Below are 12,412 nucleotides of genomic sequence, written 5' to 3' on the forward strand. Positions count from 1 at the left end.
GGGACGAGAGGGGTCAAGAGGGGTGGGATGCGCGCTCAGGCGCCGTGCCAGGACTTCCACAGCGCCGCGTACCCGCCGCCGGCCGCCAACAGCTCGCTGTGGCTGCCCAGTTCGGCCACCCGGCCGCCGTCCATGACCGCCACCCGGTCCGCGTCGTGGGCGGTGTGCATGCGGTGGGCGATGGCGATCACGGTGCGGCCCTTGAGCACGGCCGCCAGGGAGCGCTCGGTGTGCCGGGCCGTGGTCGGGTCGAGCAGGGAGGTCGCCTCGTCCAGGATCAGCGTGTGCGGATCGGCCAGGACCACGCGGGCCAGGGCGAGTTGCTGGGCCTGCTGGGCGTCCAGGCGGTGCCCGCCGGCGCCGAGCTCGGTGTCCAGCCCGTCCGGCAGCTCGTCCATCCAGTCGACGTCGACGGCGGCCAGCACCGCGTGCAGCTCCTGGTCGGTGGCAGTGGGCGCGGCGATCAGGAGGTTGTCCCGGACGGTGCCGAGGAAGACGTGGTGCTCCTGCGAGACCAGGACGACGTGCCTGCGCAGCTGCGCCGGGTCCAGCTCGGTGACCGGAACCTGACCCACCGTCACCCGGCCGGTGCGCGGCACCTCCGCTCCGGCCAGCAGCCGACCCAGGGTGGACTTCCCGGCACCGGAGGGGCCGACCACCGCCAGCCGCTCGCCCGGGTGGACGGTGAGGTCGACCCCGTGCAGGACGTCCCGCTCGCCCTGGTAGGCGTACCGGACGCCGACCACGTCGATCCGATCGTCCACCGGCTCACCGCCGCCGGTCACGACCGGGGCGTCTACCTGGCCGATGCCCTCGACCCGGGCGAAGGAGGCGTTGCTGCGCTGGAGTTGGTCGAGCCAGAGCAGCACCTTGTCCAGCGGCTCGGCGAGCTTCCAGAAGTAGAGGGCACAGGCGACCACCGCGCCGGTGGTGACCGCGCCGCTGCCGCGCAGGGCGCCGCCGAGCAGCAGGATGCCCGCGACCGGGGCGATGTACGAGAACTCGACTACCGGGAAGAGCACGGTGCGCAGGTTGAGGGTGTGGGTGCGGGTGACCCGGCAGCGCTCGACCGCCTCGGCGGCGGCGGCGATCCGGCGCTCCTGGAGGCTCAGCGCCTCGACGGTGCGGGCGCCGGCCGCGGTGGAGGTGAGGATCTCGGCGAGCGCGGAGTTGGCGGCGCCCTCGGCGAGGTAGCCCGCGTGGGCACGGCGCAGGTACCAGCGGGTGGCGAACCAGATCCCGGACAGGCAGAGCACCCCGCAGATGCCGAGGAACGGGTTGACCGCGAGCATGGCGGCCAGGATGAGGAGGACCTGGACGAGCGCGACGGAGACCTCGGGCCCGGCGTCGCGCAGGGTGGTGCCGACGGTGGCGACGTCGGCGGTGCCGCGCGTCATCAGGTCACCGGTGCCCGCGCGCTCGACCACCGAGGCGGGCAGGGCGAGGGAGCGGTCGACGAACCGCTCGCGGATCCGCGCCAAGGTCCGCTCGCCGAAGCGGTGGGCGGCGTAGCGGGCGAAGCGGCCGAGGAACAGCTGTGCGAGCGCGAAGCAGAGGATGCCCAGGGCGAGCCGGTCGACGTGTCCGGCCCCGGCTCCGCCCCTGACGTCGTCGATGATCCGGCCGAGCAGCCAGGGGCCGCCCAGCCCGGCGGCCGCGGCCAGTCCGTTGAGGATCAGCATCGCGGTGACCGCGCGGCCGTCCTGGCGCACCAGGCGCACGGCGGCCCGGCGGGCCTCGGCCGGCTCGGCGATCGGGAGCCGCCCCGGGGCGGCCTCGGTCTGAGCGGTCATCGGACGGCCTCCTCGGCGGGCGTGGACTCGGTGGCGGGTTCGTGGTCACCGCGTGCCACCAGCTCGCGGTAGCCGGGCTCCGAGGCGAGCAGCACCCGGTGCGGGCCCGCCGCCACCAGCCGGCCGTCGACGAGGTAGCAGACGGTGTCGGCCTGCTCCAGCAGGACGGGGGAGGTCGAGGTGAGGGCGGTGGTGCGCCCGGCCCGCGCCCGGCGCAGCCCGGCGGCCATGGCCGCCTCGGTGTGGGCGTCCACGGCGGAGGTGGGCTCGACCAGCAGGAGCACCTCCGGGTCCGCCAGCAGGGCGCGGACGAGCCGCAGCCGCTGGCGCTGCCCGCCGGAGAGGTTGCTGCCCTGCGCCTGGACGGGGGTGTCCAGACCGTCGGGCAGGGCCTGCACGATGTCCTCCGCGGCGGCGTCCCGGACGGCCTGGGCGATGGCCGGGCCGGTGTGCTCGGACCGGCCGCCGACTACGGCGCTCAGCGGGCCGGAGAAGAGGTCGGCGTCGTTGTCCGCCACCACGATCCGGCTGCGGACCTCGGCCAGGGCGACGTCCGCGAGCGGAACCCCGCCCCAGGTCGCGGCGGATCCGCGGTACCTGCCGAGCCGGTCGACCACGGCCGCGGACTCGGCCGGGCGGGCGCTGACGATCGCGGTCAGCCGGCCCGGGGCCAGCTCCACACCGGTCTCGGCGTCGTGCAGGCTTGACGGCGCGTCAGGAGCCGGCCGGACCGTCGCGGCGTCCTCGACTGCGGGCTTCAGGCCGAGCATCCGGACCACCCGCCCGGCGGCCACCAGGCCCCTGGTGAGGTCGTACCCGCCCTCGATGAAGTTGGAGACCGGCACCACCAGGACGGCCACGTAGCCGTAGACGGCGACCAGCGTGCCGATCGTGATGGTGCCCTCGGCGGCCATCCGGGCGGCCAGCCAGGTCACCAAGGCTAGGAAGAGGGCGGGCAGGCCGACCGAGAGCGCCTGGATCCAGCTGGTCACGGCACCGACCCGGTAGCCCTCGGCCTGCAGGGCCTGCGAGCCGCGCAGGTAGCGGCCGGCCAGCAACTCCTTGCCGCCGATGCCGTTGAGCACGCGCATGCCGCCGACGATGTCCCCGATCCGGGCCGTCAGCGCACCCTGCTGCTCGCGGTACTTGGACTCCGCGCCCTGGAGGCGCTCCAGCAGCGGCCCGACCACTACCGCGAGCAGCGGCACCCCGAGCAGGACCACCACGGCGAGCGGGACGGAGACGGACAGCAGCAGCGCGGCCGCCACCAGGTAGGCGACGACTGCGCCGACGCCCGGTCCGGTGATCGTCAGCGTCTGGCTGATCTGCGCGACGTCGCCCGTCCCGATGCTGACCACCTCGCCGACCGAGAGCTTCCGGGGCAGTTCGGCGCCCAGTCGGGTGGAGTGCGCGACCACGACCTTGATCGTCCGGAAGGTGGCGTCCATCCGGACGCGCGTCATGATGCGGTGGCGCATGATGCCCAGCCACGCGTTGAGCAGCGCGGCGCCGACCAGCGCGGCCACCCAGCCGACCAGGACTCCGGTCTTCCCCGGCTGGAGCCCGTCGTCGATCGCTCGCTGCATGAGGTACGGCGGCAGCATGAGGCAGACCATCCAGAGGGTGCCGATCACCGCGCCGCCCGCCACCCGCCGGCGCTGGCTCATGGTCAGCCACCACAGGTAACGCGCGGCGCTCCGGTGATCCGGAGTTCCCGGGTCGGCGTACGAATCCATCATGAGCGAAACCCTAATCGTCTTTCCTAGGCCTTATCCAGATTTTTCTTCCGCCTCCCGGCCGCCTGTGGCTATAGTCACCACGGACAAGGAGGTGTTAATCATGAAGAAGCAGCTTCGCGGCATTTGCGCAGGCTTCTAGAACTGGCTCGACCCAGTTGTGAGCAGCCGACGTGCGGGGGGAAGCAATTTCCCCCCGCATCTGCTGCCCCTCAGACAACCCGCCACGGATTGTCCAGCGAAACATCGGCCAGGGAGCTCTCGGAGCCCTTGGAGATATTTATCAGACCAGCCTCGATCGAGGCCGCGAGAACGGCCGGGAGATTCCCTTCGAGATAGTCGCGGCTCGCGCCCACTCCGATGAGGATCCCCTTCCCGGTGGCCACTGCCAGGTGGAAGTTCGGCCCGGACCGCTGGGTGGACGGACGCCACTCGATCCCGGTGCGCAGGGCCGACCCCGCGGCGGGCTCGGCATCCACGTCACCGAGGAAGTTGTAGTGCTTGCCGAAGGCGGTCGGGTCCGACTCCGGCCGGCCGGCCTGCCGGAGGCTCTCCTTCAGCGCGTCGACGTCGTAGCAGCCGTTCACGTACGCCGTCATGCACTGGACGTAGCAGGCCCGCAGGTACTCCAGCGGGGCGGCCTCCTCGTCGACCGTGATGGTGACCGGGGCGAACTGGTTGAGCGAGCTGACCAGCGGCACCCACCGGGCGTCGAGCCGGTTGGCGGCCATCAGCGCGAAGGTCACCTGCTCGGTCCGCTTGAGCCGGGACAGCGCGAGCGCGCCGACGCCGAGCACCACCGACTGGACCGAGATCTTCAGCCGGTCGGAGAGCTCCTGCGCGGCGGCCAGCCCCTCCAGGCTGTAGAGCGAGGCCCGGCGGCGCTCGCTGGCGTCACCCGGATCCCGGTCCGCCGGGACGAGTTGACCCCAGGCCTCGGTCCAGTGCCGGATGCTCCGCGTGCCCGGCTCCTCCTGCTGCGCCTGCGCCATCTCCAGCGGCTGCACCACCGGCCCGAGCGTCCCGCCCTCCAGGAGCCGGCCGAGCTGCTCCTCCAGCACCCGCAGCGCACCGTTGTCGGCGGCCACATGGTGGATCACGGTGACCAGGTGGAGCACATCACCCTGGTAGGTCGTGACGAACGCACGCCACGGCAGCTCGGTCTCGATGTCGATCGGCTCGGCGGCCGCCTCGGCGCCCAGCCGGAGGGCCGCCGCGAAGCTGTCCTCGGCCAGCTCCACCGCCGCCACCCGGGACGGGCGGTACGGGTGGACCGTCTGGGCCGGCGCCGGGCCGCTCAGGTCGTAGGTGGTCCGCAGCGACTCGTGCGCCGCCACCAACTGGAGCCAGGCGTCCATCACTTGGGCCGCCCCGACGCCGAACGGCACCTCCCAGACACTGATCAGGTTGGCGACCGACCGGTGGCCGGGTCCGTGCGTCTCCAGCGAGCGCAGGACCGACAGCTGACCGTAGGTCACCGCCCCCGTCCGGAGCTCGCTCACAGCCGGGCCGCCCGGACGGCGAACTGACCGAGCATGGTCTGCTGGATCTGCGTGGTGCCCTCGATGATCTCCATCACCTTGGCGTCCCGGTGGTGACGCTGGACGGACACCTCCGCCCCGATGCCCTGGGCGCCGTGGATCTGCACCGCGTCGGCGGCCGCCTTGACGGCGATCGTCGAGGCCCGGTACTTCGCCAGCAGGGTGTGGTTGACGGCCTCCATCTCCCCCCGCTCCTTGCTCACCCCGGCGTGGTGGCAGAGCAGCCGGGCCGTGATGGTGTCGGTGAGCATGTCGGCGAGCAGCTGCTGGACCAGCTGGTGGTTGCGGATCTCGGTGCCGTACTGGGCGCGGCGGCCGGCGTACTCCGTCGAGGCCTCCAGACAGGCCTGGGCCAGACCGACCGAGCCCCAGGCGGTGCTGTAGCGGCCGAGGTCGAGCGCGCTGGAGGCGACGAAGGTGAGGCCGAGGCCGGGACGCCCGACCAGGTTGGCGGCCGGGATCCGGCAGCCGTCGAAGGTGATCCGGCCGAGCATCGAGCCGCGCAGGCCGAGCAGGCCCTCGATCGGCTCCACCGACAGGCCGGGAGTGTCCCGCTCCACCAGGAAGGCGGTGTGCTGCCCGCCGAACTTGGCGAAGACCAGGAAGAGGTCCGCGATCTGCGCGAAGCTGATCCACTTCTTGGTGCCGCGCAGGACGATCTCGGCGCCGTCGGCCGTCGCCGTGGTCTCGACGGCGGCGGCGTCACTGCCGACCTCCGGCTCGGTCAGGGCGAAGGCGGCCAGCGTCAGGCCGGAGGTGATCCGGGGGAGCCACTGCTGCTTCTGCTCCTCCGTGCCCCACTTGTGGATCGAGTGGGCGACCATGTCGTCCACGGCCACGAAGTTGCGGATCGACTGGCAGCCCCGGCCCAACTCCTCAGTGAGCAGCCCGTATTCGATCCAGTCCATGCCGAGGCCGCCGAACACCTTCGGGATGAGCGCACCGAGGTAGCCCTGCCCGGCCAGGTCGGCGATGACCTCTCGGGAGATCGACTGCTCGCGGTCGAAGCGGTCCGCCTGCGGCACCAGGGCACGGTCGGCGAAGGCACGGAACTCGGCGTGGCGCCCGGCCTGCTGCGGGGAGAGGTGACTGAGTATCAACGGAATCCTTGCGAAGGTGAGGGCGGGCCATCACTCCGGCGGGAGCGGCGGCATCCGGCTCGGGGGGGAGGAGGCTCAGCCGGCGGTGGCGGCGGCGAGGGCCGGCTCGGCGGCGGCGGCGGTGTACCGCTCACGGCCGGTCAGGTTGACCAGCACCACCTGGTCCGGGGTGATCCGCTGGGCCGCGGCCTCGTTGCGCAGCGCGGCGATGGTCGCGGCCGAGGAGTGGCAGACGTCCAGCCCCTCCAACTCGCGGAGCATCGTACGGGCCTGGACCAGTTCGTCCTGGCTCACCGAGACGATGGCGCCACCGCTCTCGGTGGCGATGTCCCGCATGTAGGGATAGGTGGCCCGGCCGTCGCCGAGCAGGATGGCCCGGGCCAGACCGGTGGGGTGCTCGACGACGTCGTCCTCGGTCAGCTCGGCCCGCCCCTCCCGCCAGGCCGCGGCCATCGGCGCGCAGGTGTCCTGCTGGACCATCAGGAGGCGGGGCGAGGAGGTGAGCCGGCCGCAGGCGAGGTACTCCGCCACGCCCTTGCGCACGGCCATCATCCCCATGCCGCTGCTGATGGCCTGGACGACGACGTCGGGCTCGTCGTCCATGGCGTCGAAGGCTTCCAGGTAGGTGAGCTTCAGACCCTCGCGGCGGGCCCAGTTGAAGAACCCGCCCTCCCAGACCAGCCCGTGCCGGTCCGCGAACTCCTGGGCCGCCTGGGTGGCTTGCGCGTAGTTGCCGTCCACGACGGTGAGGGACACCCGGTCGTTGGTCTCGATGTCGTGGTCGCCGGTGAAGTCACGGCCGCAGAAGAAGTGTGCCCGCATCGAGTGGTCGCGCTGCACGGCGCGGGCCAGGGCGGTGGAGCTGTTTCCGGTGCTGGAGGCGACGAACTCCTTGATCCCGAACTGCCGGAACACGGCCAGGACCACGGAGGCCAGCCGGTCCTTGGTGGTCCCCGTCGGCTGCTGGGACTCGTCCTTCACCCAGAGTCGGGGCAGGCCGATGGCCGCTCCGAGGCGCGGGGCCGGACGGCAGGGGGTCCGCACGCTGACGTCGGCGTCGAGGAAGCGCCCGGACTCGACCGGGAGGAAGTCCAGATAGGTCAGCTCGGGCTGGTCACCGTCACGCTTGGTGACGTTCTCCAGGTTCAGCCTGGGCTCGAGCGCGCCCGAACATCGGGGACATCGGAGCCTGAATTCCGGATCGGACTCCCAGCGGCAGCTGACGCACGACAGGTGGTACTTGGGTGGTGCTTCGGTTTTTTCACGGTGGTTGACGACCGGCATTTTGCGTTTCCCCTACAAAAGTTCCCGGAGAATGAACCGACTGACCCGAATCTACGCCGGAGTCACGATGCCAGCGCATTTGCATACGACCGAGTTGACTGTACATGGAGCGCCTGGCGACCCGTCAATGACGTTCCTCGGAATGGTCCTTGCGGGACACCGGCCCGGGACTCGGCACCGGAGCCAGGACCCGCACGATCGCCATGGCGTCACGGCGCCGGCTCTCAGGCCAGCGCCTCGAACCGGCCCCCCATGAGGGCGCGCGAGACGAAGCCGTCGGGCCCGCAGGGCAGGTCGCCGACGACGGTGGTGCGGTGCACGATCCGCTCCTCCTGGAACATCAGGCCGTCCACCGGCCCGGCATGGGCCACGGCGCGGTTGTCCCACATGACGAGGGTGTCCTGCTCCCAGCGGACGCGGGCGTGGATCTCGTCCCGCCCGGCGAGCTCGTCGAGAAGGAAGTCCAGCAGGGCCGTGCTCTCGCGGGGCTTGAGACCGCGGATGGCCTGGAGGAACACGGCGCTGACGAGCAGGCTGCGCACGCCGGTCTCGGGGTGCACCCGCACCAGCGGATGGACGGCCGCGAAGGGGCCGGCCGACTTGCCGTCGAAGCGGGGCGCCGCCGACGGGGCGTGCCGGGAGTGTATCGCCTGCAAGGTGTCGAGGTAGCCCCGGAGGGAGGGCGACAGCCCCTCGTAGAGCGCTTCCAGATTGGCGAAGAGGGTGTCGCCGCCGGCCGGCGGAATCTCGACACCACGCAGAATGGTGATGGCGTTCGGATTGACCACGAAGGTGCTGTCGACGTGCCACTCGGTCCGCAGGCGCCGCGGCGTCGATCCCTTCAAGGGATGGCTGAGGCTGGCCTCGGCCTCGACCAGCGCCCGTCGCTCCTCGGACAGTGCGGTCCGCAACACGGCGGGTTCTTCGCGCAGGCCGTTCACGATGGGATGGGCCGCAGTGGCACCGCCGAAAGCATTGGTGAGTTCGACCTGTTGCGCGTCGTTCATCGGCTGATTGCGGAAAACGAGGACCTTGTGACGCAGCAGGGCCTCACGGAGACGGGCCACAACGGCCGGCGACAGGTACGCAGCGAGATCGACGCCTTCCACCTCCGCGCCAGTGATTGGCGTGAGAGGCCGAAAACTGATTTCTGACACCAGTACCCCCAGTACTGTGGCTGTGCGGTGAAACGTCGGGCAGCCTACCCCCGGGCAGGCACGGCTTGTCGAGCCCCGGTCAGGGCGAATATAGCAACAGGGTAGTTAGTTGGCCATGCCGTTTTGTACCCGAAGCCTTGACCCCTTTCACCCAGCTCAGCATGGTGCAATTCAGACATCGTGCCACGTATCACCCCGATCCACAGAAGGGTCTTGACGCTGCATCAGCAGCGCCATAGGGTCAATTACCTAGATAGGCCTTGAATAGAAGAGATCTGGGAACACGAAATGTCGAACGAGCAGTCCGACGACTTGATGTCGGTGATTTCCGAAGTATTCGCTCCCCTTGAGGTCTCGCTGGACAGCACTTTCGATGACCTCGGAGCCACCTCCGTGTCGCTGCTCCGCCTGATGGTCTCGATCCAGAGCACGTTCGACGTCGATCTGGACGTCGTCGACATGTTCACCGTGGCCAACGTCGGTGAACTGGTCCAGCTCGCCGAGCAGCGGATCGCCGCTTCGAAGTAGTCCCGGCACGGACGGCACGACCGGCTCAAGCGATCTCGTCGCTTGCCTTGGAGCCGACGTATCCGGATGAGTTGGGACCAGAGTCCGTCCCCGCCGGTCCCACCCCGCGGCTCCGCAGACGGCCGAAGCCTCTGTGCAGACGGCCGCCGGGATTCCGGCCCGAGGCCCGATCGCACCCGTCCGGGACAGTCTGTCGCACCTGACGCCGCCGGTACACACCGGGGGCCCGGTGGAGCACGCCCCGGCAGCCTCGCGACCGCCTGCGCCGACCGCTTCCAGGACCGTCGGGCCCGAAGAACCAGTAGCCACTGTCCAACCGCCGAAGGGGACATCGTGACCGCGCACCCAGCTGCGAAGCACTTCCTGTCGAGCTACATCTCTCCGCCCGGCAGCCTGTCCGTCATAGCGCCGCGCCATGACCAGAACATCGCGCTCTGGCGCAGTCACGACTCGCGGGTCGAACTGGTCAGGGTCTGGGAGCTCGAGCGCATCAGCGGGCAGAAGCACCACTTCTGGCCCCTCTTCACCGTCGACCGGTACAACAAGGTGCTGGCCGAGCTGCTCGCGGCCGAGGGGCTCTCCCCGGAGGACGTGAGCCTGTCCTGGGGTACGCCCGGTCTGCCGCACCACGCGGACATCAAGCTGCCGGCCGGCGCCGAGGACTTCCCGGTCCACAGCCTCGCCCACCTCTACAGCGGGCTGCTGCTCGACTCCGAGGCGTTCCGCAGCGAGACCATCATCGGACTGGCCCTGGACGGCCGGCCCGACTTCGGCCTCGACCGGGCGGGCAAGAAGTACTGGTACACCGGCTGCGTGTCCACCAAGGGCGACGTCGAGTTCGCTCCGGTCGAGTCCCCGGCCCCCATCTATGACGCCGCGTCAGCCGAGTTCGGCAAGGAGCCCGGCACCCTGATGGCCCTGGCGTCGGCCTGCCCCACCGAAATCGCCTTCGACACCGAGGCGGCGGTGCGGGAGCTGGAGCTGTTCGGAGGCCGGCGGGTACCGCTGGTCGACACGCTTCCGTTCGTCCAGGCCGTGATCCGCGCAGCCGAGTCCCAGCTGCCGTCAATGGAGTTGGACAGCCGCTTCAGCGAGCAGGAGCACCTGCAGTCCGCGGTCATGAAGATCGTCCAGACGGCCTGCGAGCTCGTCATGGTGCGCAACGTCGACCGGCTGCTCGAGTCGGCAGGAGTGGACCCGAGCCAGGCGTACCTCTCCCTGAGCGGGGGCTTCGCCCTCAACTGCCCGACCAACTCCTTCCTCCTGCGCCGCTACGGCTTCAAGGGCCTGCTCACTCCGCCGAGCGCGAACGACTCCGGCCAGTCCCTCGGGCTCGGACTCCTCGGCCTCCTCGGCGAGGGCCTGCTCCCGGCCGGTGGCTTCCAGCTCAAGTCCGCCTACTACGGCTCCGAACTGACCGATGTCGAGAGCGCGTTGCAGCACTTCGACGACTTCATCGAGGACGTCCAGGACTTCACCGAGGCCCAGTTCGTCGAGGACCTCTCCAATGGACCGCTGGTGTGGGCGGACGGGGCGGCCGAGATCGGCCCGCGAGCGCTGGGCCACCGGAGCATCCTCGCCGATCCCCGCTCGCCCCGCTCGAAGGACCTGCTGAACGACTGGAAGAGCCGGCAGTGGTGGCGCCCCGTCGCCCCGATCGTCCTGGAGGAGTACAGCGGCGAGTGGTTCGAGGACCCCTGGCCCTCGCCCTACATGCTCGAGACGGCGTACGTCACCGAGTCCAAGCGCCAGCTGGTCCCGGCCATCCTCCACCTCGACGATTCGGCCCGGCGTCAGACCCTGTCCGCCGAGACCAACCCCCTGCTCTACCGGGCGATCGAGGCGTTCCGGCAGGCCACGGGAGTGCCGATGGTGTGCAACACCTCCCTGAACGACAAGGGTGAGCCGGTGGTGGACACGGCGGCACAGGCCCTGAACTTCGCCATCCGCAAGGGAGCCGCCGTCGCCTACATCGCGGGCCGCCGGGTCCGGTTGCGCACGGAGGCCCGCGGCCAGATCCCGGTCCCCACGCGTCGGCACGATCGTCGCGAGGAGCTCTTCGCGGGCCAGGAGCAGGACCGCGACGCGATCTGGGAGTCCTGGGTCGAGTCGGGCTACACCACCGCGGCCATGGTCCTGATGTCCCGCTCCCCCGAGCTGCGCGATCGGGCGCTGGCGACGCCCGCCATGGTCAACCAGCTGGCCGAGGTCGCGAGCGCCCGGGATGCCAGCGGCACGCTGGCCCTCGCCGCGGCGAAGCACGCCCGGATGTTCGGGCCGGCCGCCGTCTTCGACACCGAATCCCAAGAGGGCGCGGCTTTCTGAGTCGTCCGCCGACTCTCGATTCGACCGGGATGGCCTGCTGACGGCAGGTCATCCCGGCACGCGAGACAGATGTCACTTCGCGCACCGCCGACTTCCGTGCTTTTCCCTGGTCCGGAGGGTGTCGAAGGCCCTAGGATCGCAGCTGAGGGGCCCTGGAACGGTCATCCGAACCGTTCTCCGCCCGCCGAGCGACCGAACCGCCGTCAGACGGCCTTGGTTCGGCGACTCCCGGCACGTGCCCCACTCTCCGCCACCAGCCGCCGGTCGGACGACCGTGCCGTCACGACCGGCTCTGCTCCAGCAGTACGGGGGATCAACGCAGTGAACACGGAATCGCTCTGGGCGCAGACCTCTGACGTGACTCACATGGGCGAGGACTTCAGGGTCGGGCACCCCTCGCACGCGGTCGTGACCGAGCGGATCGCGGCACTGCACTCGGGCGCGTCGTTCGAACTGCTCGACTGCGGCGTCATCTCCGGGGTCACCTACCGCCACCTGCTGGCGGCGGGCCTGGAGGTCGACTACACCGGCATCGACATCGGCGAGGCCGCCGTCGCCGACTGCCGCGAACTCCACCCCGAGGCGCGGTGGGAGCGGATGAGCGTCACCGACCTCGCCTTCCCTGACGGCTCGTTCGACGTGGTGAACTGCCGCCACGTTCTGGAGCACCTGCCGTACTACGAGACCGCCGTCCGCGAGCTGTTCCGAGTCTCCCGCCGCACCGTGGCGATCTGCATGTTCCAGGTGCCGCAGGAGCCCGAGGTACTGCTGCGGCGGGAGACGGCCAACGGCTACATCTGGCTCAACCGCTACGCCCCCGGCCCGTTCGAGGCGCTGCTGCACTCACTCTCGGAGTCGGTCGAGATCATCGACGTCCCCGCCGACCACCGTCGGAACCAGGTCTACCTCTGCACCAAGCGACCCGCGTAGCCGTGTCCCGCTCCGGCA

At 70.5% G+C, this 12,412-nt stretch carries 9 protein-coding genes; 3 read left to right on the forward strand and 6 right to left on the reverse strand.

What is annotated here, in order from left to right:
• Positions 1–35: 35 nt before the first annotated feature.
• The 6 genes from ACWDAK_RS28815 to ACWDAK_RS28840 all read right to left on the reverse strand — a co-directional run bounded on the left by ACWDAK_RS28815 (position 36) and on the right by ACWDAK_RS28840 (position 8,611).
• Positions 36–1,793: an ABC transporter ATP-binding protein gene (locus ACWDAK_RS28815; RefSeq protein WP_427395201.1), complete on the reverse strand. Its 1,758-nt coding sequence runs from the start codon at positions 1,791–1,793 to the stop codon at positions 36–38.
• Entirely contained in the window at positions 1,790–3,532 is a 1,743-nt protein-coding gene (locus tag ACWDAK_RS28820; protein ID WP_427395200.1) for an ABC transporter transmembrane domain-containing protein, read from the reverse strand. Before ACWDAK_RS28820 ends, ACWDAK_RS28815 begins: the two co-directional genes overlap by 4 nt.
• 209 nt (positions 3,533–3,741) lie before the next feature.
• Positions 3,742–5,007: a condensation domain-containing protein gene (locus tag ACWDAK_RS28825; RefSeq protein WP_427395199.1), complete on the reverse strand. Its 1,266-nt coding sequence runs from the start codon at positions 5,005–5,007 to the stop codon at positions 3,742–3,744.
• A 20-nt stretch (positions 5,008–5,027) separates the two neighbouring features.
• Positions 5,028–6,170, reverse strand: coding sequence for an acyl-CoA dehydrogenase family protein (locus ACWDAK_RS28830; RefSeq protein ID WP_427395198.1), 1,143 nt, complete (start codon positions 6,168–6,170; stop codon positions 5,028–5,030).
• A gap of 75 nt (positions 6,171–6,245) precedes the next feature.
• A complete protein-coding gene (locus ACWDAK_RS28835; protein ID WP_427395197.1) occupies positions 6,246–7,454 on the reverse strand; it encodes a threonine synthase in 1,209 nt (402 codons plus the stop codon).
• 224 nt (positions 7,455–7,678) lie between these two features.
• Positions 7,679–8,611 (reverse strand): TauD/TfdA dioxygenase family protein, encoded by a 933-nt coding sequence (locus ACWDAK_RS28840; RefSeq protein WP_427395196.1) that lies wholly within the window; start codon positions 8,609–8,611, stop codon positions 7,679–7,681.
• A 288-nt stretch (positions 8,612–8,899) separates the two neighbouring features.
• Between ACWDAK_RS28840 and ACWDAK_RS28845 the strand changes: the two genes are divergently transcribed.
• The 3 genes from ACWDAK_RS28845 to ACWDAK_RS28855 all read left to right on the forward strand — a co-directional run bounded on the left by ACWDAK_RS28845 (position 8,900) and on the right by ACWDAK_RS28855 (position 12,394).
• Entirely contained in the window at positions 8,900–9,139 is a 240-nt protein-coding gene (locus ACWDAK_RS28845; protein ID WP_427395195.1) for an acyl carrier protein, read from the forward strand.
• A 333-nt stretch (positions 9,140–9,472) separates the two neighbouring features.
• Entirely contained in the window at positions 9,473–11,464 is a 1,992-nt protein-coding gene (locus tag ACWDAK_RS28850) for a carbamoyltransferase C-terminal domain-containing protein (RefSeq protein WP_427395194.1), read from the forward strand.
• A gap of 321 nt (positions 11,465–11,785) precedes the next feature.
• Entirely contained in the window at positions 11,786–12,394 is a 609-nt protein-coding gene (locus tag ACWDAK_RS28855) for a class I SAM-dependent methyltransferase (protein ID WP_427395193.1), read from the forward strand.
• Positions 12,395–12,412 lie beyond the last annotated feature (18 nt).

The sequence above is a fragment of the Kitasatospora sp. NPDC001175 genome (genome assembly GCF_053598215.1).

Excerpts from the sequence above, each read along its gene's own strand:
- ACWDAK_RS28815 (WP_427395201.1), bottom strand. The coding sequence starts at position 1,793 with ATGACCGCTCAGACCGAGGCCGCCCCGGGGCGGCTCCCGATCGCCGAG.
- ACWDAK_RS28820 (WP_427395200.1), bottom strand. The coding sequence starts at position 3,532 with ATGATGGATTCGTACGCCGACCCGGGAACTCCGGATCACCGGAGCGCC.
- ACWDAK_RS28835 (WP_427395197.1), bottom strand. The coding sequence starts at position 7,454 with ATGCCGGTCGTCAACCACCGTGAAAAAACCGAAGCACCACCCAAGTAC.
- ACWDAK_RS28845 (WP_427395195.1), top strand. The coding sequence starts at position 8,900 with ATGTCGAACGAGCAGTCCGACGACTTGATGTCGGTGATTTCCGAAGTA.